Consider the following 23,970-nt stretch of genomic DNA (forward strand, 5'->3'; position numbering starts at 1 on the left):
GTTTATTAATATAGCCTGTGGACTAGATAAGTAAATAAAAAACATTACTAAATTGGTGGGCTAATGGACTAACTAAATTGAGTTTTAGGAAAGGAGGGGATCTTTGATGAGTGGAAATAGAGGGTATAGTGATTTGAAACCGGATCAAAAAAGGCTCCTTTACGGAGCCTTTCTCTTTGTAATGATAGCTTATTTGATGGCGAAGGTCGGCAATGATAAATGCCAGCGAATAGCGCCAAGTCTAATCAATAGTGTTGAGAACACGCCGGCCAGAAATGCAGTTTCTGAGTCGTGCCCCATACTGATCGCCATGGTGTGGAAAGCGCCACCAATGATACAAGCGGTCGCGTAGACTTCACTTCTTAGAATCATTGGCACTTCACGGGCAAGTACGTCACGGATAATACCGCCACCGCAGCCGGTGATGACACCCATGATGATAGCAACTAATGCAGAATCTTGATAAATCAGTGCTTTTTCTACACCAATGCCAACAAATACCGCTAAGCCTATCGCATCACATACTGGCAGGATCCACCAAGCCAGGCGTTTGGGGCGTCTTACTATAATCATGGTCAGCAAGCAGGTGGTGATGATGACCCAAAGATAGGTGGTGTCGGTGATCCAAAACACGGGAGTTGCACCCAGAGCCATGTCTCGAATTGTACCGCCACCAATTGCGGTTACACTGCCTAAAACGGCTACGCCAAAGGGGTCCATCTTAAGACGGCCAGCGACAAAAACGCCTGAGACGGCAAAGATGGCAGTGCCAAATAAATCGATAATATAAAGCAGCATGGAGTCCATGATACTGGTGCTCTTATGGTTAAAATTGTAGGGACAGGTCGGTGGCGAATTGTACGAAAAAACGCAGCAAATAGTTAGTGATTTTGCCTAGCTCTATCGAAGAAATCGCACACTTGTTGGATCGCTTGCAAAGTTCTCGTTGTTGGGCGATTAATCCAGTCAGAATTGAGTGACCAAATCTGATTTTGAGCAACTGCTGGGATCTCATTTTGCCAAGTTTGCAACATGGTTCCATTCTCAATCGCGTGCTGAGACGTGAAGATCACTTGCGGTTTCCTTAATACAACTTGTTCAATACCAACTTGCGGATATGGGGAGGCGCTGTCTTCAAAAATATTGTGGCCACCACAAAACTCAAACACCTCACTTGGCCAGTGCCCTTGAGCAACAGTGATGATCGGCTTCTCACTGAGTTGGTAGAAGTAGTTTACTGGCTCGGCATCTTTGTATTTTAGTCTCAACGCGTTGAGCTGCTCTCTGTATTGCTGAGCATTATTTTCGCCAATACTTGGATCGCTAGCGTATTGGCTCAGTTGTTCAATATTGGTTGCGATACTGTCTAGGCTTTTGGTCTTGGAGTAGTAAATATTAAAACCAAATTGCTCTAGTTTCGCGAGCTCTCTGGGCGGGTTTCCGGCTGGCCACGCAAGAATCAAATCAGGCTGAAGAGCGATGATCTTCTCAACCTTGATACCTTGATAGTTTGCCACTTTTTCAAGCTTATCGGCTTGTGGAGGGTAATCACTTCGTTCACTTACGGCAACAAGGCTGTTGCCTAAACCTGCGCTGTACGCGAGCTCAGTGGCATGAGGAGCAAGGCTGACCACGCGTTGAGCTGGCTGTACTTTTTCTTGAGTCCGTGGTGCTTCTTCTGCAAATGATAAAGGCAGCCATAAGCTGGAAGACAAAATAGTAAGGCTTGTAACAAGTGCTGAAGGTTTCACTCTAAATCCCTTGGTGAATAAATAGTAAGGCTAGGCTTTGTAAAAATATCCAGATAGCGATGCGACCAAAGAGTAGTTTCTGAACCTGAGACAGATGCAGAGCTGACGGTGCGATTCTTCCGCCTAATTTCGCGCGAATGGCTTTAGTGTTGTCGTAAATCGCAGGACCACCTAATGATAACTCCAGCTTGTTGCCAACGGCCGTGATCAACCAGGCAGGGCCGGGCAGTGGCCAAGAGCGACTCTGAACTAACATCATCTTAAACGTGTGTGTGGCTTTATCACCACATACGATCATCAAAGCAAAAAAACGCATCGGTATAAATTCGAGAATCGCGACTATCTTGATCGCCGTTGAGCCGAACGGAGAAAATTGCTTGCGACTTGGCGACCAAGCTCGAGCTAATTCGACCACAAGGCGATACATTAACGCGGCGATTCCACCACCAATGGCGTACCAGAACAACACACAAACTACGTTACGAGCGTAGCCCATGATGATGGTTTCTGTGGCGGCTTTGCCTAGGCCAAGTGACGAAAGTGATTCAGTTTGACGATTGATAATCGGAGCCAGTAACTGACGAGCGGCCGCTTTATCTTCTCGGCCTAATGCTTTGATTAACTGATTTGCCAGCTTTTCATTATTGCGCCAATCAATCGCGAGTAATAAAAGTGCTAATTCAAATAGTTGAGATTGCCAAACCAATGGTTGCAGTGCCAGAAGAATAACCAGAGTCGGCAGTACCATTAACCCCCAGGCTAATGTGCCTGAGATTAAACTTTGGGAATAGTTGTGGTTGTTATTAACCTTGCTTGCTAAAAGCTCAGCAAACTTATGCCATAAGGTCGTGGGGTGTGCGGCATGGGGGATAGGTAAAATTAAATGAAAAAGCAGTGCTCCCCACATCACAAGGAGCACGCCATTTGCAAATACCTGATCAAACAGTGTTTGCATGTCTAGTCGCTTACTTTAGTAGGGCAACCATCTTGATAACCATTTCAGAAGAGCTTTGCGCTGCTAATGGCAGGAACTCTTCGAAGCTCATTGGTGATTCTTTGTCTGCAACGTCAGAGATTGCACGAACAACCACGAATGGTACTTGGAATTGGTGACAAGCTTGAGCGATAGCCGATGCTTCCATCTCTACAGCAACGACAGATGGGAAGTGCTTGCGGATGAACTCTTGGCGTTCTGCTGTGCAAACAAATGCGTCGCCAGTACAGATAAGACCGCGAACGGCATGCTTATCTTCCATTTGTGCTAGCGCTTGTTCAGCAACAGCCATCAGTTTGTCGTCAGCTTTGAACGCTGCTGGTTGACCTGCCATTTGGCCAATTTCGTAACCGAAAGCTGTAACGTCTGCATCGTGGTGACGAACTTCAGTCGAGATAACCACATCGCCAAGGTTCAGTGTTGAATCAAAACCGCCAGCAGAGCCTGTGTTTAGAACGACATCTGGTTGGTATTCGCTTAATAGGATTGAAGTACCAACAGCTGCTGCTACTTTACCAATGCCAGATTGAAGCAAAACAACGTCAACACCATTTAGCTGACCAGAGAAAAAGGTACAACCGCCTTTATTAACTTCAGTAATGTCTGAAATTGCTGCTTTTAGGATCGCAACTTCTTGCTCCATTGCGCCAATGATGCCGATTTTCATGTGTAGTCTCTTAATAAATAATATTTAAACAGTAGAGCGAAATTGTAGCATGGATAAGAAGTATCGAGCGACTGCCCATAGGCACTTCTCATCCGAATAGCAGCGATTTATCTGCGTATTCTTTTATCTACTTGATTAGGCCTTCGCTTTTCAAGCTAGCACGAAGTTGTTCAGCTCGTTTCCGGTTTACGCCAAAATCAGAATGGCCAGTACGAGACTCTGAACGCACGATCAGTTTGCCATCGGTGATTTTAAGTTCTAAGTCATCGACAAAGCGCATGATGCGAGAGGTACATTCAACACGCAGATAATCTTCTGTTTTACTCGCGGTTTTCGATCCCGGTAAGGTTAGTGCAACCTGCTCAATCGCATCTAAGTTCGCTGAATCTGACAACTCAAACGCGGCCAATGCATGTTGCTCACGGTCATCTTGAGTTGATACGCAGTTTGGTTTGTCTCCACAAGGTGATGAAGTTCTATCTTTCATGTCCGTGATTCCTTGGCTGCAAGCGGTTAACGTTAAAAGTGATAGCGAGAGGAGAGCGGCTTTTTTCATAGTGTTTCCTATGGCGTTGTTTTAATTTTAATTGTAGTTTTCGGTATTCGTTAATTTGCGATTGTTTTACGTATTCTTTGTTATGCCGTTGGTAAAACGTATCGAACTTAAAAAAGGATCCATATACGGATCCTCTTTTTATAGTAATGGCTTGATTAATAGCGGAAACTTTAGATTAGTCACACTTCTAGGTAATCCAATATTCCTTCTGCGGCTTTGCGGCCTTCATCGATAGCGGTCACCACCAAGTCAGATCCTCGAACCGCATCACCACCTGCAAAGATCTTGCTGTTGGTGGTTTGGTATTGAAACTCTTGTTTGCCGGAGGCTTTGATTCGCCCCCATTGATCGAGTTCCACACCGAAAGGTTCTAACCATTCCATCGCATGAGGTTGGAAACCAAATGCCATGATCACAGCATCGGCTTCAAGAACATGTTCACTGCCTTCGACAGGTTCTGGACGACGACGACCAGCTTCATCTGGCTCACCCAAAGCAGTTTTCACGACTTTGACACCAACCACATGACCAGCGTTGTTAAGCTCTAAGCCAATAGGTTGTAGGTTGAACTTGAACTTCACACCCTCTTCACGTGCATTTTTTACCTCACGGCGAGAGCCCGGCATGTTCGCTTCATCTCGGCGATAAGCACACACAACATTCGCGGCATGCTGACGTACCGAAGTTCGGACACAGTCCATCGCCGTATCACCACCACCAAGCACGACCACTTTTTTGCCCTTCATGTCGATGAATGGCGTTGGGTTATCCAGTTCCATTACCTTATAGGTATTGGAAACAAGGAATGGTAGAGCATCATAAACGCCCGGTGCGTCTTCGTTGTCTAAGCCAGCACGCATGTTTTTGTAGGTACCGACACCTAAGAAGACAGCGTCGTAGTCATCGACAAGTTGCTGAAGTTGAACGTCTTTACCGACTTCGGTATTCATTTTAAATTCGACCCCCATTCCACTAAAGATACGGCGACGGTTTTCCATGATGCCTTTTTCAAGCTTGAACGATGGGATACCAAACGTCAGTAGGCCACCGATCTCGGGGTAGCGGTCAAATACCACGGCCTTCACACCGTTTCGAACTAAGATATCAGCTGCAGCAAGCCCTGCGGGGCCAGCGCCGATGATAGCGACTTTTTTGTCGGTCCATTCAACGTGAGACATGTCTGGCTTCCAGCCCATCTCAAACGCTTTGTCATTGATGTATTTTTCAATGTTGCCGATGGTTACTGCGCCGAAATCATCATTGAGGGTACAAGATCCCTCGCACAGTCGGTCCTGAGGACAAACTCGTCCACACACCTCAGGTAAACTGTTGGTTTGGTGAGACAGTTCAGCGGCTTCGATAATGCGTCCTTCATTGGCAAGCTTAAGCCACTGAGGGATGTAGTTATGGACTGGACATTTCCATTCACAGTAAGGATTACCACAGTCTAGACAGCGGTCAGCTTGCGCCTTGGCTTGCTGTTTAGTGAAAGGTTCGTAGATCTCTACAAACTCAATCTTACGTATCTTGATCGGTTTCTTCGCTGGGTCTACGCGATTCACATCAATAAATTGGTATACATTCTGGCTCATTATTGGCTCCTTCCAATTATTGCGCTTGAACACGAAGTTCAGCTGAGCTGCGGCTTTGGTGGCCGAGCAAGGTGTTCAGATCTGCCGTCTTTGGCTTCACTAGGTAGAACTTCGGAATCCATTCATCAAAGTTCGCCAGAATCGCTTCAGCGTGTACTGAACCTGTCTCTTCTAAGTGCTCTGCAATCAAACCACGCAGATGTTCTTGGTGGATGTATAGGTCAGATAGAGAAAGTGCCTCGACCGACTCATTATTAACTCGGCCTTGGAAGTCTTCGTTCTTATCCATTACATAAGCGAAGCCACCCGTCATACCCGCACCGAAGTTGACGCCAGTTGCGCCAAGGATAGCAACTATACCGCCCGTCATGTATTCACAAGCGTTGTCACCCGCACCCTCAATCACGGCAACCGTGCCTGAGTTACGTACGCCAAATCGTTCGCCAGCCGTACCTGCAGCGAATAACTTGCCTCCGGTTGCACCATACAGACAGGTGTTACCAATGATGGTCGCTTCGTTACAAGTAAACGCTGTGCCTTGGTGGGGTTTGATCACTACTTTGCCGCCCGCCATGCCTTTGCCGACATAGTCATTGGCATCACCCGTCAGATACAGCTCTACGCCGCCAGCGTTCCAAACCGCAAAGGATTGGCCTGCTGTACCATCGAGATACAACTTAATGGGTGAGCCTGCCATGCCTTGGTTACCGTAACGTTTGGCAATTTCGCCAGAGATACGTGCGCCTATCGAACGGTCTGTATTAATCACGTTGTAGTAGAGGCTGGTGGACTGTCGTTTCTCAATCGCATCGAGTGCATCATCAAGAATCTGCTGGTTGAGCTGAGCTTTATCAAATGGTGCGTTTGGCTCGGTCCAAAACAGCGGGTGACCTTCCGGAGATACTGGAGCTTCGAGTATTGAAGATAGATCGAGTTTGCTCTGTTTCGCTGTGAGGCCTTGAACGGCTTCTAGTAAGTCCGTACGTCCAATCAGGTCTGTAAGTTTTTCTACACCAAGCTCCGCAAGGTATTGGCGAACTTCATCGGCTAGGCCAGTAAAGTAGTTCACCACCATGTCTGGCAGGCCTTTGAAGTATTCACGGCGTAGCGTTTCATCTTGAGTCGCAACACCCGTTGCACAGTTGTTTAGGTGACAAATTCGTAAGAACTTACAACCCATCGCGACCATTGGCGCAGTCCCGAAACCAAAGCTTTCAGCACCGAGAATCGCGCCTTTAATCACATCAAGGCCAGTTTTCAGACCACCATCGACTTGTAGACGGATCTTATGACGAAGCCCGTTAGCAACCAATGCTTGCTGGGTTTCCGCGAGTCCTAGCTCCCAAGGACAGCCAGCGTATTTCACCGAAGTCAGTGGGCTTGCCGCGGTACCGCCGTCGTAACCTGAAATGGTGATCAGATCCGCATAGGCTTTTGCCACACCTGTTGCAATCGTGCCGACACCCGGTTCGGATACTAACTTCACTGAAACTAAGGCTTTAGGATTCACTTGTTTAAGGTCGAAAATCAGCTGTGCCAAATCTTCGATGGAATAGATATCGTGATGTGGAGGAGGGGAAATCAGCGTGACCCCTTGAACTGAGTATCTCAGTTTGGCGATTTCTGCCGTGACTTTATGACCTGGCAGCTGACCACCTTCACCGGGTTTCGCACCTTGCGCGACCTTGATTTGCAGAACATCTGCATTGGTTAAGTAATGCGGCGTTACGCCAAATCGACCAGACGCAATCTGTTTGATGCGCGAGTTGCGGTCAGTCCCAAAGCGTCGTGGGTCTTCACCACCTTCACCAGAGTTGGAGTAGCCTCCTAATCGGTTCATCGCCATAGCCAGTGCTTCATGAGCTTCTGGGCTCAAAGCTCCAATCGACATCGCAGCCGAGTCAAAGCGCTTAAACAGATCGCTACTTGGCTCTACTTGCTCAAGTGTTAGTGGTTTATCGGCTTTTTTCAGGCTCATTAAGTCACGTAACATTGCCGCAGGGCGAGCATTTACCTGTTTAGCAAAAGATAGGTAATCCGAAGTTTCGCCAGTTTTAACTGCGGTTTGCAGTGTGCCAACTACATCTGGGTTGTAGGCGTGATATTCACCGCCATGGACGTATTTCAGTAAACCGCCGTGTTCGATCGGTTTGCGCTTAGTCCACGCTTTACGAGATAAGTTATAGATATCTTGTTGGAAATCGCTAAAGCTTGCGCCTTGGATTCGTGTGGTAACTCCGCGGAAACAGAGCTTAACAACATCGGAATGTAGGCCAACGGCTTCGAAAAGTTGCGAACAACGATATGAAGCAATCGTAGAAATACCCATCTTCGACATGATCTTATACAGACCTTTGTTGATGCCGTTTTGGTAGTTCTGCATCGCGGTACGATAGTCTTTATCTAAAGAACCATCATCCAACATTTTACCTAACGCTTCATAAGCAAGGTATGGATAAACCGCGGTCGCACCGAAGCCAAGTAGAACTGCGAACTGATGTGGGTCACGAGCAGTGGCTGTCTCAACCACGATGTTGGCATCACAACGCAGGTTAGTATCAGCAAGCCTTGTTTGAACCGCGCCAACCACCATGGCTGCAGGGATCGGTAGTTTGCCTTTTTCTAAACCTTTGTCCGATAGCACAACTAAAACCGCACCCTCACGGACTTCTTGTTCCGCGCTATCACATACCGCTTTGATCGCTTGTTCGAGATCTTGATGATTCGGGTCGTAGTGCATGCTGAGAATGACATGACGGTAATGTTTCTGACTTAACTGCAGAAGCTGTTGCATGTCTGAGTAAAGCAGTACTGGCGAATCAAACGTCACACGATAGGCGTGACCGTCTGTTTCACAGAACACGTTCATCTCTTTACCGATACTGGTCGCCAAAGACATCACGTGTTTTTCACGCAATGGATCAATCGGAGGGTTGGTGACCTGTGCAAACTTCTGACGGAAGTAATCAGTAACCAGACGCTCTTTTGAAGAGAGAACAGCCATCGGCGTATCATCGCCCATTGAGCCTACTGCTTCTTGCCCCATATCACCAAGTACACGCAGTACTTGGTCGGACTCCTCGTTGCTCATCGCAAACTGTTTTTGGTAGGTCTTGAGCGTGTCATCGTCAAAGCTACGCTTACCGACTTGGTCATCTTGCAACGCAGAAAATGGCGTTAATTTGTGAACATTCTTTTCCATCCACTCTTTATATGGGTGGCGGCTTTTGAGGTCATTATCGATTTCATTAGATTGCCACAGTTTGCCGCGGCGAGTATCTATCACCAGTAACTCACCTGGACCAACACGACCTTTTTCTGCAACTTCATCCGGTGCGTAGTTCCAGATACCGACCTCAGATGCCAGTGTGATTAGATTGTCTTTGGTAATCACATAACGCGCTGGTCGCAGGCCATTTCTATCAAGGTTACATGCGGCGTAACGACCATCAGAAAGTACGATGCCAGCAGGGCCATCCCACGGTTCCATGTGCTTGGAGTTGAAGTCGTAAAAGGCACGCAGATCTGGGTCCATGTCTGGGTGATTTTGCCAAGCGGGCGGCACAAGCATGCGCATCGCTCGGAACACATCCATACCACCGGCAAGGAACAGGTCGAGCATGTTATCTAGGCTTGATGAATCTGAGCCTGTCTCATTCACAAAGGGTGCAGCCGTTTGTAAGTCGGGCAGCAACGGTGAAGAGAATTTATAGGCACGAGCCTTGGCCCATTGGCGGTTACCTTCGATGGTATTGATCTCACCATTGTGCGCCAAATAGCGGAATGGTTGAGCCAGTGGCCAGCGTGGTTGTGTGTTAGTTGAGAAACGCTGGTGGAACAGACATATTGCCGATTCCATACGTAAGTCTGCAAGATCGAGGTAAAATCGCGGAAGATCGGCGGGCATACACAGACCTTTGTAGACCATTACTTGTGTTGAAAGGCTACAAATATAGAAATCTTTGTCTTCGGTGATCTGCTTTTCAATTCTGCGACGAGCAATGTATAGGCGGCGTTCGATATCACGCTCACGCCAGCCTGCAGGTGCTGAGATAAACACCTGTTGAATGTTGGGAACCGAGTCTTTCGCGATGGGACCCAAAACTTCGGTGTTAGTCGGCACGACACGCCAACCTGCAACGGTGAGTGTCTCTTGAGCGAGCTCTTTATTGACGATGTCTTGCGCGGATTGCGCCTTGATTGGGTCTTGGCTGAAGAAAATCATGCCGACAGCGTATTGCTTGCCGAGCTTGAAGTTATTCTCTTCTGCGATGATTCTGAGGTAAGAGTCTGGCTTCTGTAGTAATAAGCCACAGCCATCTCCGGTTTTACCATCCGCAGCGATACCACCACGGTGTGTCATGCGATCTAGGGCTGAAATAGCAGTTCTTACCAACTTATGACTAGGTTGGCCTTCCATTTGCGCTATTAAACCAAATCCACAGTTGTCTTTTTCAAGACTAGGATCATATAGAGCCATTGCAATTCTCCCTTTTGCTTCTCTGTCATCCAGACAGTAAATGACTAACTATTCATGTACTTGTTGTTTTTTATAAACTGATAGTTTGCTTTAGCCAGTTAAAACGTTATTGGTTGTGTTAACAAAACCGATTGATTTTATTTTCATCAGCTTTACAACGTATAGCTAATTGTGTTTAAGGTCAAGTTCATGGTTAATTATCATGCATAAACGCGATTAGCCACTTAATAATCTAAAATAATCGATGGATATCAATGAGATATATAAGGTGGATGTTAACGAGATTTAACATATACAACAGGGGGATTTTGAAAGCGCCAGAAAGCAGATAGAAAAAAGGCTAGCATCGAGTGCTAGCCAAATATAAAAGTTAGGAAGGGTGTTGCTTTTCCTCTAGGCTAACGTCATTGACGTTAGCCCGAGAAATATTATGCGGAAAGCATGAGTGAATCAGCTTTCGCTTCTAAGTTTGAGTTACCCATTAAGAAGTCATCAATAGCAATTGCACATTCACGACCTTCATTAATACAACGTACCACTAGAGACTGACCTGTACGCATATCACCAGCAGCGAAAACGCCTTTCTGGTTAGTTGCGTAACCTTCAGAAGCGACGTTACCGCGCTCGTCCAGTTTAATGTCTAGTTGAGCTAGTACACCTGTTGGCTCTGGGTGTAAGAAACCCATTGCTAGGAATGCCATATCACAAGGGATAACACGTTCTGTGTTCGCCACTTCATCAAAGCTTGGACGCTCACCTGGTTTCGCATCTTGCCAAACGATGTCAGCAATACGTAGACCCGTCACTTGACCTTGCTCGTTACCGATGAACTCTTTGGTTAAGATGTTCCAGTGACGTTCACAACCTTCTTCGTGAGAAGTAGTGGTTTTCATGATCATTGGGTATTGAGGCCAAGGCATATTTGCAGGGCGCTTCTCTGGTGGGATCGGCATGATCTCTACCTGAGTAATGCTTGCTGCTTTATGACGGTTTGAGGTACCTACACAGTCAGAACCAGTATCACCACCACCGATAACCACAATGTGCTTATCTTGAGCGTGAATCTCTTCTGTTTTCAGGTCTAGGTCGTTGGCACGACGGTTGTTTTGGCCAAGGAATTCCATCGCAAAATGAACGCCTTTTAGCTCACGACCTGGAATTGGTAGGTCACGCGGAACCGTAGAACCACCTGTTAGCAGGACCACATCAAACTCTTGACGTAGCTGTTGAGCATTAACATCAACACCGATGTGTTGGTTCACTTTAAACTCAACGCCAGCTTCAGCCATTAGGTTGATCTTACGATCAATCACGTCCATACCCAGTTTGAAATCTGGGATACCGAAACGCAGTAAACCGCCAACTTTCTCGTCACGTTCAAATACAGTCACTGAGTGACCTGCACTGTTTAGTTGCTCAGCAGCGGCTAGGCCAGCAGGACCTGAACCGATAACAGCCACTGTTTTACCTGTGCGAGAACGAGGTGTTTTAGGTTTTGCGTACCCTTCGCGGTACGCAGTCTCTACAATCGTTTTCTCGATATTACAGATAGTGATTGGGTCTTGGTTGATACCCAGTACACAAGCACTCTCACAAGGAGAAGGGCACACACGACCTGTAAATTCAGGGAAGTTATTGGTCGAGCTTAGGATGTTCCAAGCCTCTTCCCAGCTGTCACGGTAAACCGCGTCATTGAATTCTGGGATGATGTTACCAATCGGACAACCGCTGTGACAGAAAGGTACGCCACAGTCCATACAACGAGACGCTTGAGTATTGATCTTGTCACCAAACTCTTCGTTAAGTACGAACTCTTTGTTGTCTTCGATACGAACTGACGGGTCGAGCTTCTTTGGAAGCTCACGACCGTGTTCTAAAAATCCAGTAGGCTTACCCATTATACTGCCTCCACTTCTTCCGTTTGTGCTTGTTGTGCTTCAGCTTTACGCTTCTCAAGAACTGCTTTGTAGTCGCGTGGCATGACTTTAATTAGTGATGCAACACTTGCTTCAAAGTTGTCTAGGAAAGACTGAGCAACTTCACTTCCTGTGAATTCAACGTGCTTGGTTAGCATATCTAGTAGAAGATCTTTATCTTCTTGTTCAATTGGATCTAGGTCTACAAGTTCAGAGTTAAGCTTGGTTTCGAAGTCGCCCGCTTTATCCCAAACATAAGCGACACCGCCACTCATACCCGCAGCAAAGTTACGACCCGTTGAGCCAAGGATAATAGCAACACCGCCAGTCATGTATTCACAACCGTGGTCACCAACGCCTTCAACAACAACCTTCGCACCTGAGTTACGAACACAGAAACGTTCGCCAGCCATACCGCGAATGAAAGATTCACCTGAAGTCGCACCGTAGAAACATACGTTACCAACCACGATGTTATCTTCAGCAACGATAGATGATTTCGCATCTGGGTACAGTACTAAAGTACCGCCAGACAGACCTTTACCCCAGTAATCGTTCGCGTCGCCTTCTACTTCGAACTTAACGCCTTTCGCAAGGAACGCACCGAAAGATTGGCCAGCACTACCGTGGAACTTAACGTTCATTGGCTGTGGTAAACCTTGGTCTTTGTAAACCTTCGAGATTTCGTTCGACAGCATGGTACCTGCAGAGCGGTCCGTGTTGATGATAGGGAAGCTTGCACTTATAGCTTCGCCTTTCTCAAGTGCAGGAATCGCAGCTTGAATCAACTTACGGTCTAGAACATCTTCTAGGTTGTGGTTTTGTTGTGTCTGGTTGTAGATACCATCTTCTGCACGCGCCTGCTCAATGTGCAGTACCGGCGTTAGATCTAGGTTCTTGTACTTCCAGTGACCGATGTCATCACGAACTTTAAGTTTGTGCGATTGACCCACCATCTCATCAATAGAGCGGAAGCCAAGTTCAGCCATTACTTCACGTAGACCTTCAGCCATGTATTGGAAGAACGTTACTACGTCTTCTACGCGGCCGTCGAAACGCTCACGAAGAGTTTTGTTTTGTGTTGCGATACCAACAGGACATGTATTCTTGTGACACTTACGCATCATGATACAGCCTTCAACAACTAGAGCTGCTGTTGCTACGCCCCATTCTTCAGCGCCAAGTAACGTTGCGACTGCAAGGTCACGTGGTGTTTTCATCTGACCATCAGACTGAACAACGATACGGTTACGTAGGCCGTTTTTCAGTAGTGTTTGGTGCGTTTCTGCTAGACCCAGTTCCCAAGGCAGACCAGTGTGACGGATAGAAGACATCGGAGATGCACCCGTACCACCATCAAAACCTGCGATAAGTACCACGTCAGCTTTCGCTTTCGCTACACCAGATGCAATCGTACCTACGCCAGCTTCTGATACTAGCTTCACGTTTACACGGCCATTACGGTTCGCGTTTTTCAGATCGTAGATCAGCTGAGCCAAATCTTCGATTGAGTAGATATCGTGGTGTGGCGGTGGCGAGATAAGACCTACGCCCGGAGTCGAGTGACGCGTTGCGCCGATCCAGTCATCAACCTTATCACCAGGTAGTTGACCACCTTCGCCCGGTTTCGCACCTTGAGCCATCTTGATTTGTAGCTCATCAGCGTTAGATAGGTAGTAAGACGTTACACCAAAGCGACCAGAAGCCACCTGTTTGATTGCTGAACGTTCCCAGTCGCCGTTTTCTTTACGTTCGAAACGTGCTGGATCTTCACCACCTTCACCTGAGTTTGATTTCGCGCCAATGCGGTTCATCGCAACAGCCAGTGTTGAGTGAGCCTCATGCGAGATTGAACCAAAGCTCATTGCGCCAGTAGCAAAACGCTTAAGGATGTTCTCGATTGGTTCTACTTCTGCTAGAGGAATAGAGCCTGCAGGGTTTTTGATGAAGTCCAGTTGACTACGTAGCGTTGCTGCGTTGTCGCCTTGGTCATCAACTGCTTTTGCGTACTTCTTGAACTGACCGTAATCTTTGTTACGCGTCGACTCTTGAAGTAGAGAAATCGTTTCAGGGTTGAACAGGTGCTTCTCACCACGTTGTTTCCACTGGTAAACACCACCAACATCAAGGATCTGAGCTGGGATTTCACGAGCTGGGTAACCAACACGGTGACGAACCAGTACTTCTCGCGCGATATCGTCGATCGTTAGACCTTGGATACGAGAAACAGTACCTGTGAAGTATTTTTCAACTACTGATTTGCTAACACCAAGTGCTTCAAAGATTTGTGCACCGTGGTAAGACTGCAGCGTAGAGATCCCCATCTTAGAGAAGATCTTAAGTAGACCGCCGTTAACACCTTTACGGTAGTTATCGAATAACTCACGTGGGTGTACGTTTGGATCTAGCTTCTTCGTACGTTGCAGTTCAACAATCGTTTCAATAACTAGGTATGGGTTAACTGCGTTCGCACCGTAACCGATAAGCGTTGCAAAGTGGTGTGTCTCACGAGCGTCGCCCGTTTCAACCACGATGTCACACTTAGCACGTAGACCTTTACGGATTAGGTGGTGATGAACCGCGCCAACAGCCAGCATTGCTGGAATAGCGGCATGGTTAGAGTTAACCGCACGGTCAGTTAGTAGGATGATAGAGTAGCCATCAATCACTGCGTCTTCTGCGTATTGGCAGATACGCTTAAGTGCGCGCTCTAATTTACCTTGGTCGCCATTTGCTTGGAATACGATATCCAGTGTCTTCGCTTGAAGGTGCTCGTTATCGATTGCACGCAGTTTTTCTAACTCAGAGTTAGACAGTACTGGAGACTCAAGCTCTACTTTTTGACAGTGTTCAGGTGTTTCAGCAAGTAAGTTCTGATCTTTACCTAGGTAAGTGTTCAGAGACATAACCATACGCTCACGAATCGGGTCGATCGGTGGGTTGGTTACTTGTGCAAACAACTGTTTGAAGTAGTTTGAAAGGTGCTGAGATTGATGAGAAAGAATCGCTAGCGGCCAGTCAGCACCCATTGCAGAAAGTGGCTCGTAGCCTGTTTTCGCAAGAGGTAGAATGATTTCGTTCACTTCTTCAGAGCTCACACCAAACGATTGTTGTTTGTGGAGAAGTTTCTCTGGAGAAGGTTGACTAAATTCGTTGCTCGCATCTGGTAGCTTTTTCAAGCTCAGAAGGTTCTCTTCAACCCACTTTTCGTAGGGTTGTGCTTTAGCAATGCTGTCTTTCACTTCTTCATCAGAAATGATGCGGCCTTGCTCAAGGTCAGCAACAAAAATACGACCTGGTTGCAGGCGACCACGGTACTCAACGTTTTCAGGTGCAATCTCAACAACACCAGACTCAGACGCCATTACTAGGAAATCGTCTTTTGTTACTGTGTAGCGAGAAGGACGCAGACCGTTACGGTCTAGCGTTGCACCTACTTGAACACCATCGGTGAAACATACAGATGCTGGGCCATCCCATGGTTCCATTACGTTCGCGTGGTACTGGTAGAACGCACGACGAGTTGGGTCCATGTTTTTGTTTTCTTGCCATGCTTCCGGGATCATCATCATCAACGCATGTGGCAGAGTACGACCTGAAAGAACAAGTAGCTCAAGTGCCATATCGAAGTTTGATGAATCCGAACTACCTTCCTGACAGATAGGCAGTAGCATGTCGATTTCAGCTTGTGTAAACAGATCCGATTCTAGGATTGCTTCACGCGCTTTCATCCAGTTCAGGTTGCCGCGAACCGTATTGATTTCGCCATTATGCGCGATGTAACGGAAAGGCTGAGCTAGACGCCAACGTGGGAATGTATTGGTAGAGAAGCGAGAGTGTACCAGTGCTAGAGCTGTCACCATGGTTGGGTTTTGCAGGTCTAGGAAGTACTGAGGAACTTGTTCAGTTGTTAGCTGACCTTTGTACACCAATGTCTTGTAAGACATAGAGTTGATGTAGAAGTCATCACCGATATTTGAAACGCTTTCTAGGCATACACGAACCGTGTAGTTACGTAGAACATACAGTTTACGCTCAAGTTCTTCTGGTGTGATACCAGGGCCGCCAGAAATAAATACATGTTCAAATTGAGGTTCAGTGCTTAGTGGGTCAGCACCAATCATTGAATTGTCAGTTGGAAGTTCACGGTAACCGATCACTTCTAACTCAAGGCGTTGTGCATTGCGTTCTAGAATGTCACGACACTGTGCACGTTTGTGTTCATCTTTAGGGAAAAGTACAACACCAACACCATATTTTTCAAAAGATGGCAGCTTAATTCCAAGCTTTACGGCTTCTTCTAGTAAGAATTCGTGCGGCTTCTGTAGCAGGATACCTGCACCATCACCAGAACACGGATCGCAGCCTTGGCCGCCACGGTGTTCCATACGTGCAAGCATATCGAGTGCTTGAGTTACTACATCATGAGATTTGCGATTCTTTAGATGCGCAACAAAACCGATACCACAAGCGTCATGCTCCAATTCAGGAGTATACAGACCCTGTGAGTTCTGCTCTTGATCTACCATAGATACATCCTTCCAGTTAAATCTAGGCGCAACTTATTTGTATAAAGTCAGCCTTGTCCTTTTATATTTATGGGTCTAAACCTGCCTATGCTGGCGGTTTGAATCCTTTCCGTATCTCGCAGGAAAAGTATTGCGAGAAAAACAATCCTTAGTGATACCTGTTTATTTTTAACCACAAACTAGTGGTTTATATAGGTGGGAGTTAGATATCACCGACTTATTAGCAAGTTTTCGTTGTAAGTAAATACTCAAAAATAGCCAATATGTGTAAGTATCCTACAATTTTGTCTAGGCGAATTGCAATGAAAGTTGACCCATGTAGACCATTTTTTTCGTTTTATTTTGAATTTAATGCCTAACAAATGTGCAACATTAGGCAAATAGAGCCGATTTTTTGCATGTTTATTGATATTTGTTAGGTTGCTCGCAAAAAGCCTTGAGTAAACTAATTGGTCGAATTTTGCAGGGATGTAATTTTTTTTCAAAAAAGACTGATATTCATTCTTATTTACTTGAGTGCTTTGAAAATATGCAATTACACGAGTTGGTCAATACTATCGGCCAAGACCTTCAACGCCGTTATGGCGAGAAAGTCCACAAGCTGACGCTTCACGGTGGTTTCAGCTGCCCAAACCGAGACGGGACCATTGGTCGTGGAGGTTGTACGTTTTGTAACGTGGCTTCCTTTGCCGATGAACAAACTCAAATTCAAAGTATTGCTGACCAGTTAAAAGATCGCGCGGGTGAGATTGCTCGTGCCAAGAAGTATCTGGCTTACTTTCAGGCGTACACCAGCACTTATGCTGAGGTACAAGTGCTTAAGAATATGTATGAAGAGGCGTTAAAAGCACCTGGTGCAGAGATCGTCGGCCTTTGTGTTGGCACAAGACCAGACTGCGTGCCTGATGCGGTGTTGGATCTGTTAGCGGGTTACGTTAAACAAGGCTATGAGATTTGGCTCGAGCTTGGCCTGCAAACCGCCAATGATAAAACCCTCAAGCGAATTAACCGCGGACACGACTTTGCGGTGTATGAAACGATCACCCAGCGTGCACGCGCTTTAGGCATCAAGGTGTGTACCCACCTGATTGTTGGTCTACCAAAAGAGACTAAGCCGGATAACCTTGAAACCTTAGACAAGGTATTAGCGGTTGGCACTGATGGTATTAAGCTGCACGGCCTGCATATAGTAGAGGGCAGTACCATGGCTAAGGCGTGGAAAGCCGGAAAGCTAGAAGCCCCAAGCCTTGAAGAGTACATCGATATCGCGAGTGAGATCATTCAACGCACGCCTGCGGACGTGGTTTATCACCGTGTTTCTTCAGCGGCGAGACGGCCAACGTTACTCTCTCCTTTATGGTGTGAGAACCGCTGGTTAGCGATGACTGAAATAGGCCGTTCGCTCGATAAAACCGGTGCTCAAGGCATCAAAACTGGCTCTGCATTCGAGTACACGTTGCCTGTTTTAAACGCAGCCAATTAATAGAAATGGGTGACTGTAGGTAACAGCAGATAAAACCAACAAATAGTGGTAACATTTCCCTCACAGATTTTATGGTATAGATTGAGAGCAGATGGAACTGGTAATGACTTGGTTGTGGGACAGGGCGTATGGCTACGGTATTTATATCGTTGTTGTATTGCTGATTGCTCTCATCTGCTGGCATCTCTATTCTCGTTATCAATCGCATATCGAAACGCTTCTACTTGCTACCCCGTCGCCACTCTACTTTGTTGATGTTCGAAGTGGCGAAATACTCTATGCCAATCGCCAAGCAATGCAGTTGCTTGGTATTCGACAAATTGGTGTTAACTTTCGATTCCCTACCGTTGAAAGCGAGAATAGCTTTCGCCACTACTTAACCAATCACATCAACTCTCGAGCCTTCGAGCAGGTCTCCCTGTGGGCGCTTTCTGAATTTGAGTCGTTTAAGATCAACTTAGTCGGTCGTAAGGTTCATTTTAGAAATAAGCAGGCTTGGATGATTCATGCTTCACCTTATAAGAATACTAACGAAGAAATGTCCCAAGAAGTTCGAGAGTTGAATGTTGCTCGTACCGCTTTGGATTCTTTGTCTGAGTTGATCTACGTGAAAGATCAGAAAGATCAGTTAGTGACGAGTAATCGCTCGTTTAAAAAGTTTTGGCATGGTCGTGCTGAAGAGGGCACCCTGAGTGTTTCTGGTGGAGTATTAAAAGGTCGTGTAAGTGAACGCTCTTGGACTACAGATCAAGATGGAAAAAGCTGCTTGCTTGAAACCTACCAAAGTGTCTTGCTCTCACAAGATGGATCAACCATAGGTACGCTCTCTATTAGCCATGATGTGACCGATTGGCATGACATGCAGCAGCAGCTTCGTGGCGAAATGGAGAAGCGAAAAGATACCGAAGTGGCACTTGCGCAGCGTGACACCATCTTGCAAAACATCTTGGAGGCCAGCCCAGACTCGATTGGCATCTTTAATGAAAACATGGTTTATCAAGCGTGTAATAAGCCATTTGTGGCTGCGCTAGGTATCTCTGAAGTGAGTGACTTGATCGGTAAACGCTTACAAGATGTGGTGCCACATAGTATCTATACGCGAATATCAGAAACCGATCATCAAGTGCTTCATCAAAGTAAATCGCTGCGTTATATCGACAAAGTGGTCTCAAGTGATGGAGCATTTACTTGGTATGATGTAGTCAAATCACCGTTTAGAGATCCAGCATCGAGCACTAATGGTGTGTTGATCATGGCGCGTGATATTACAGAGCGTTATCTAGCAGAACAAAAGCTTGAAGAAGCCAACCTTGAACTTGAACGCCTCAGCTTTATGGATAGCCTGACTAAAGTTTCTAACCGACGTCGTTTCGATGAACAGCTCTCGACACTGTGGCATTATCATGTGCGTGAGAAGTTACCGCTGACGATCATGCTGTGTGACATCGATTTCTTTAAAGGCTACAACGACTATTACGGACACCAGCAAGGTGATGATGCCTTGGTCCAAGTTTCTCAGGCATTTAAGCAGGTGTTGAATCGTTCATCGGACTGTGTAGCTCGTTATGGTGGTGAAGAATTCGGCTTTATTCTGCCGAATACAACGACCGAAGGTGCTCAGCTGGTGGCGCAGCGTATTCATGACGAAGTCCTAAAGTTGGAACTTGCGCATGAGAAGTCGACGGTCTCTGAATTCATCACCGTGAGTATTGGTATTGTCTCTTACATTCCGAAACCTGATGACGAGATGGAGTCGGCCGTTGCTTTGGCTGACAGTGCTCTGTATCAAGCAAAGTCTGACGGTCGAAACCGTTCTATGGTGCACCCATCCTCAATTTGCTAACTCTATAAAATCGGTGATTTTCCCACCTTCGTTTGTTTTGGTTGTTCGGTATTTATATTAATTGGATTAACCTTCGATATTGCCGCTGATCTCTTGCTGCGTGTGATGTAGCTAGCTTACCTCCTATCTTCAAACAGGGTAGAATGTTGCTAGTCTTATCGCATGGAGCGTTAAATGAAACCCATGAAAAATCTTGCCCAGTATTACGTGGATCTACTCGTAAAGCTGGGGATTGTCCGCTTTTCTATCTTACTCGCCCTAGCGCTTGTTGCCCTCGCTGTTGTTGTGCAAGTCGGTATCACCCTCGCACTCAAAGGTAATGTTGATGATATCGATATTGTCCGTTCAGTTTTCTTTGGTTTAGTGATAACGCCTTGGGCGGTTTACTTCCTATCTGTAGTCGTTGATCAGCTGGAAGAGTCTCGTCAAAGGTTAGCGAAACTGGTCTCTAAACTTGGCGACATGCGTGAGCGAGACCAAGAGCTCAACAATAAACTGCAGCTCAATATTGAGAAGCTTAATCAAGAAATTGAAGAGCGTGAAAAAGCGGAAGAAGCGCGTGCAGAAGCGATGCACGACCTTGAGAACGAGGTGTTTCAACGTGAGCGAACTCAGCTTGAACTTGCAGAACGTACGGCACTGCTACGTTCATTTATTGATGCTTCTCCTGACCTTATTTACTATCGTAATGAAGATGGTGTGTTCTCTGGTTGTAACCGTGCTGTAGAAGAGCTCACCGGCAAAACAGAAAAAGAGCTGGTTGGTTTGACTCCTTGGGATGTCTACAGTAAAGAGGTAGCCCAGCAAGTTGTTGAAACCGATAAGAAAGTCTTTTCTGATAACCAAGCGCTGACCTATGACCAATGGCTTGAATACCCTGACGGACGTAAGAGTTACTTCGAACTGCGTAAAGTTCCTTTCTATAGCAAAGATGGCCGTCACTTGGGTTTAGTCGGTTTTGGTCGCGATATTACTGAACGTAAAGAGCATCAAGAGTCGTTAGAAAAAGCTAGCCGCGATAAGACCACCTTTATCTCAACTATTAGCCACGAGTTAAGAACACCGCTCAATGGCATCATCGGCTTGAGCCGCATGTTGTTGGATAGCCAACTAACGACCGAGCAGCGTAAGCAGATGCAAACCATTAAGGTAAGCGCAGTGACATTGGGTAATATCTTTAACGATATTATCGACATGGATAAGTTCGACCGCCGTAAGCTTGAGCTCTTCCCAACCCCTATCAATTTTGAAGATTTCGTTGTCGAGATCGAGAGTATTTCTGCGTTAATGGCAGAGCAGAAAGGACTAAGGTTCGATCTAGAAAGATTGTCTGATCTTCCAGCTGCTGTTGAGGTGGATGGTACTCGTCTTAGACAGGTATTGTGGAACCTTGTCAGCAACGCGATGAAGTTCACCAAAGATGGTGGTGTGGTGATGACAGTCAGCGCCGAAATTGATGGCGACTTTGCCAACATAACGATGGAAGTAGAAGACACCGGGATTGGTATCCCTGAAAGTGAAATCGAGAAGATCTTCGCGATGTACTATCAGGTAAAATCGGGCACGGACAACTTGCACGCTGTCGGCACGGGCATTGGCCTCGCGGTCTCACAGCAGCTGATCAATATGATGGATGGCCACATTGAAGTCACCAGTGAAGAGGGCTTTGGTAGCACCTTTACGGTTTCGATTCGAGTTCCAGTGAATCACGATACTCAGGCACTGATCAAAACGCCAAGAAAGCAGTCGAATCTTAAGATCTTCATGGTTGAAGATATTGAACTCAATATCACAGTGGCTCGCTCTCTACTTGAAAGTCTGGGTCATGAGGTGACCGTAGTAATGACGGGTAAAGAGGCTCAGATTGCTTTCAACCCGGAAGACTATGACTTGGTACTGTTAGATATCCAACTGCCAGACATGACAGGTTTCGATATTGCTCAATACTACCGCGAGAAATACAGCCAACTACCGCCTTTGGTGGCATTAACTGCCAACGTGTTAAGCAACAAGCAAGAGTATTTCCAGAAAGGCATGGACGAAGCGATCAGCAAACCTTTGTCAGTTCGAGCTATTCAAGATGTCATCAGCGAGCTGATCGAAGATGCGCCAGAGGTAATTGAGAAAGTAGCGGGTACGGAGAAGGTTGAAAGCATTGAGAAAGTCGACGCCACTAAGTCTGTTCTTTCAGCTATTGATACCACTTTGCTTGATATTGATATGCTAGAGTCTTATGTTGACATTGTTGGACCAAAACCGGTTTTGGATAGCATCGTGATGTTTGAAGATATGATGCCGGAGTATATGGAAATATTGAACTCCAACATGGTCGCGAAAGATAAAGCCAGTATCGTTTCTGAAGCACATAAAATTAAAGGTGCAGCAGGTTCTATCGGCCTGAAACGCATTCAACAAGTTGCTCAGAAAGCTCAATCTCCTGACCTACCAGCTTGGTGGGAAAACATTTCAGATTGGGTCGATGAGATTAATAACGAATACCAGAATGACATTGAAGTCTTAAAGAGTTGGTTAAATCAAAGGTAGAAGAAGAATGAAAAAATTAGCATTCGCCGCATGTGTAGTGGCATTAGCGGGTTGTTCTACGCCCCAAGTAGAATGGCAGCAAGATAATCAAGTAGAAGTATCTGCAGCAACAGTCACAATGAAAAGCAACCTTTGGCACAACAAGATGCCAACGATTGGAGAGACCCAAGATAAGACTCTGCATGGTGCAATCTACCTAGAGTCAGACTCACAACTGCCAGCAACGCTTGCGGTTGAGAGTGTTACCGTTAAACAGGGTGCAGACACCTTATTGGTAACAGCTGACGATCTTGATTTAAGAACACATAGCGAAACTCAATGGGAAGTCGCTTTTGTGTGGCAACTAGAGATCGACAGCGACAAGCCTGTTGATGTGGCGGTTGAACTGAAAGATGGTGAAACCGTGAAGTGGCTAGTAGAGAAAGACGTTAAGGTTGATACGGTTTACTAAACCTTAGCGAACAATGAACAACAAAAAAGGGAGAATGCGTTGGCATTCTCCCTTTTTAATAACTATTGATTGCGCTTCTACTGTTCAAACACTAAGTGCTAAACGACTCGAAACGCGAATCGAATTAGTCTTCTAGGTCACCACAAAAGCGGTAGCCTTCACCGTGAATCGTTGCGATGATTTCTGGCGTACCAGAAACAGATTCAAAGTGCTTACGAATACGACGGATTGTTACGTCTACAGTACGATCGTGTGGCTTAAGCTCACGACCAGTCATCTTCTTAAGAAGGTCTGCACGTGTTTGGATCTTACCTGGGTTCTCACAGAAGTGAAGTAGAGCACGGAACTCTGAACGAGGTAGCTTGTAGCCTTCGCCATCTGGGCTAACCAGAGAACGACTGTTGATATCTAGTACCCAACCGTTGAACTCATACTTTTCAACGCTACGCTTTTCTTCTTGAACAGAGCTTGTGCTCATTGAACGGTTAAGAAGGTTGCGTGCACGGATAGTCAGTTCACGAGGGTTGAAAGGCTTCGTGATGTAGTCATCAGCGCCGATCTCTAGGCCAAGGATCTTATCAACTTCATTATCACGACCAGTTAAGAACATAAGCGCTACGTTTGCTTGCTCACGTAGTTCACGCGCAAGTAGTAGGCCATTCTTACCTGGAAGGTTGATGTCCATAATTACAAGGTTAACTTGGTTGTCAGATAGCACTTGGTGCATCTCTTCACCGTCGCTAGCCTCAAAAACAGCATATCCCTCTGCTTCAAAAATACTCTTTAGAGTGTTACGAGTTACTTGCTCATCTTCAACGATAAGAATCTGCGGGGTTTGCATTTGGCGGTACCTAAATTTGTGACGAAACTGTGCTAATAGAATAAATTCTAGGCAAAAACATAACATACAGGTAATGTATTTTTGATGATAACTTAAAGTTTTCAAAAAAACACTTACTTCCAGCTATCTGCCTTCCTTGAAGTATTGCCCAATAACGTAGATCCAGTACGCCTTTCAATCATTCTTTTAGTGATTGGAGAGGATTCTATAATGTTAACAGCATGCTAACAACGCGAGAATGTTAATTCCATTCACTTTGTTGATTTACATCAATTGCCGTATCGCAACAAACTTTAATAGTATGGCTACAACTTAACCAATGT

At 46.1% G+C, this 23,970-nt stretch carries 14 protein-coding genes; 4 read left to right on the forward strand and 10 right to left on the reverse strand.

The features are described from left to right. Window positions 1–189: 189 nt before the first annotated feature. From CWO13_RS13760 to gltB (CWO13_RS13800), 9 genes are all read right to left on the reverse strand, one after another. The gene (locus tag CWO13_RS13760) at window positions 190–807 is read right to left on the reverse strand and encodes a TRIC cation channel family protein (protein WP_016789753.1); all 618 of its coding nucleotides are present in this window, start codon (window positions 805–807) and stop codon (window positions 190–192) included. Window positions 808–881: 74 nt separating this feature from the next. Next, window positions 882–1,751 carry a vitamin B12 ABC transporter substrate-binding protein BtuF gene (gene btuF / locus CWO13_RS13765; protein WP_108083085.1) on the reverse strand — a complete coding sequence of 290 codons (870 nt, stop codon included), beginning with the start codon at window positions 1,749–1,751 and terminating at the stop codon, window positions 882–884. A 1-nt stretch (window position 1,752) separates the two neighbouring features. Then, the gene (locus tag CWO13_RS13770) at window positions 1,753–2,706 is read right to left on the reverse strand and encodes a cobalamin biosynthesis family protein (RefSeq protein WP_019825236.1); all 954 of its coding nucleotides are present in this window, start codon (window positions 2,704–2,706) and stop codon (window positions 1,753–1,755) included. A gap of 10 nt (window positions 2,707–2,716) precedes the next feature. Further along, on the reverse strand, window positions 2,717–3,412 hold the full coding sequence (mtnN, locus tag CWO13_RS13775) for a 5'-methylthioadenosine/S-adenosylhomocysteine nucleosidase (RefSeq protein WP_012603226.1): 696 nt from the start codon (window positions 3,410–3,412) through the stop codon (window positions 2,717–2,719). A 127-nt stretch (window positions 3,413–3,539) separates the two neighbouring features. Beyond that, window positions 3,540–3,968: a DUF1499 domain-containing protein gene (locus CWO13_RS13780; protein WP_017070085.1), complete on the reverse strand. Its 429-nt coding sequence runs from the start codon at window positions 3,966–3,968 to the stop codon at window positions 3,540–3,542. Window positions 3,969–4,147: 179 nt separating this feature from the next. Continuing rightward, window positions 4,148–5,560 (reverse strand): FAD-dependent oxidoreductase, encoded by a 1,413-nt coding sequence (locus tag CWO13_RS13785; RefSeq protein ID WP_107898920.1) that lies wholly within the window; start codon window positions 5,558–5,560, stop codon window positions 4,148–4,150. A gap of 16 nt (window positions 5,561–5,576) precedes the next feature. Continuing rightward, window positions 5,577–10,040 carry a glutamate synthase large subunit gene (gene gltB, locus CWO13_RS13790; RefSeq protein ID WP_108083086.1) on the reverse strand — a complete coding sequence of 1,488 codons (4,464 nt, stop codon included), beginning with the start codon at window positions 10,038–10,040 and terminating at the stop codon, window positions 5,577–5,579. A gap of 428 nt (window positions 10,041–10,468) precedes the next feature. Next, window positions 10,469–11,938 (reverse strand): glutamate synthase subunit beta, encoded by a 1,470-nt coding sequence (locus CWO13_RS13795; RefSeq protein WP_017630242.1) that lies wholly within the window; start codon window positions 11,936–11,938, stop codon window positions 10,469–10,471. After that, window positions 11,938–16,485 (reverse strand): glutamate synthase large subunit, encoded by a 4,548-nt coding sequence (gltB, locus tag CWO13_RS13800; RefSeq protein ID WP_102432152.1) that lies wholly within the window; start codon window positions 16,483–16,485, stop codon window positions 11,938–11,940. The genes CWO13_RS13795 and gltB (CWO13_RS13800) overlap by 1 nt, the downstream gene beginning before the upstream one ends. A gap of 529 nt (window positions 16,486–17,014) precedes the next feature. On the opposite strand from gltB (CWO13_RS13800), the gene CWO13_RS13805 reads away from it, so the two are divergent. The 4 genes from CWO13_RS13805 (at window position 17,015) to CWO13_RS13820 (ending at window position 22,806) form a co-directional block, all read left to right on the forward strand. Then, the gene (locus CWO13_RS13805; protein WP_102432151.1) at window positions 17,015–17,968 is read left to right on the forward strand and encodes a TIGR01212 family radical SAM protein; all 954 of its coding nucleotides are present in this window, start codon (window positions 17,015–17,017) and stop codon (window positions 17,966–17,968) included. A gap of 91 nt (window positions 17,969–18,059) precedes the next feature. Continuing rightward, window positions 18,060–19,811 (forward strand): sensor domain-containing diguanylate cyclase, encoded by a 1,752-nt coding sequence (locus tag CWO13_RS13810; RefSeq protein WP_102432150.1) that lies wholly within the window; start codon window positions 18,060–18,062, stop codon window positions 19,809–19,811. A gap of 174 nt (window positions 19,812–19,985) precedes the next feature. Next, a complete protein-coding gene (arcB, locus tag CWO13_RS13815) occupies window positions 19,986–22,355 on the forward strand; it encodes an aerobic respiration two-component sensor histidine kinase ArcB (protein WP_102432149.1) in 2,370 nt (789 codons plus the stop codon). A 7-nt stretch (window positions 22,356–22,362) separates the two neighbouring features. Then, complete coding sequence (locus CWO13_RS13820) at window positions 22,363–22,806, forward strand: hypothetical protein (protein ID WP_048658047.1); 444 nt, start codon at window positions 22,363–22,365, stop codon at window positions 22,804–22,806. Window positions 22,807–22,930: 124 nt separating this feature from the next. Here the strand turns inward: CWO13_RS13820 and arcA are convergent, their stop codons facing one another. Further along, a complete protein-coding gene (gene arcA / locus CWO13_RS13825) occupies window positions 22,931–23,647 on the reverse strand; it encodes a two-component system response regulator ArcA (RefSeq protein WP_004741534.1) in 717 nt (238 codons plus the stop codon). Between the last annotated feature and the right edge of the window lie 323 nt (window positions 23,648–23,970).

Source organism: Vibrio sp. ZF 223, assembly GCF_003050585.1.
GTDB lineage: Bacteria > Pseudomonadota > Gammaproteobacteria > Enterobacterales > Vibrionaceae > Vibrio > Vibrio crassostreae.

Excerpts from the sequence above, each read along its gene's own strand:
- mtnN (WP_012603226.1), bottom strand. The coding sequence starts at position 3,412 with ATGAAAATCGGCATCATTGGCGCAATGGAGCAAGAAGTTGCGATCCTA.
- CWO13_RS13795 (WP_017630242.1), bottom strand. The coding sequence starts at position 11,938 with ATGGGTAAGCCTACTGGATTTTTAGAACACGGTCGTGAGCTTCCAAAG.
- arcA (WP_004741534.1), bottom strand. The coding sequence starts at position 23,647 with ATGCAAACCCCGCAGATTCTTATCGTTGAAGATGAGCAAGTAACTCGT.
- gltB (WP_108083086.1), bottom strand. The coding sequence starts at position 10,040 with ATGGCTCTATATGATCCTAGTCTTGAAAAAGACAACTGTGGATTTGGT.
- CWO13_RS13760 (WP_016789753.1), bottom strand. The coding sequence starts at position 807 with ATGGACTCCATGCTGCTTTATATTATCGATTTATTTGGCACTGCCATC.
- CWO13_RS13770 (WP_019825236.1), bottom strand. The coding sequence starts at position 2,706 with ATGCAAACACTGTTTGATCAGGTATTTGCAAATGGCGTGCTCCTTGTG.
- CWO13_RS13805 (WP_102432151.1), top strand. The coding sequence starts at position 17,015 with ATGCAATTACACGAGTTGGTCAATACTATCGGCCAAGACCTTCAACGC.
- CWO13_RS13810 (WP_102432150.1), top strand. The coding sequence starts at position 18,060 with ATGGAACTGGTAATGACTTGGTTGTGGGACAGGGCGTATGGCTACGGT.
- CWO13_RS13780 (WP_017070085.1), bottom strand. The coding sequence starts at position 3,968 with ATGAAAAAAGCCGCTCTCCTCTCGCTATCACTTTTAACGTTAACCGCT.
- CWO13_RS13820 (WP_048658047.1), top strand. The coding sequence starts at position 22,363 with ATGAAAAAATTAGCATTCGCCGCATGTGTAGTGGCATTAGCGGGTTGT.
- gltB (WP_102432152.1), bottom strand. The coding sequence starts at position 16,485 with ATGGTAGATCAAGAGCAGAACTCACAGGGTCTGTATACTCCTGAATTG.
- CWO13_RS13785 (WP_107898920.1), bottom strand. The coding sequence starts at position 5,560 with ATGAGCCAGAATGTATACCAATTTATTGATGTGAATCGCGTAGACCCA.
- arcB (WP_102432149.1), top strand. The coding sequence starts at position 19,986 with ATGAAACCCATGAAAAATCTTGCCCAGTATTACGTGGATCTACTCGTA.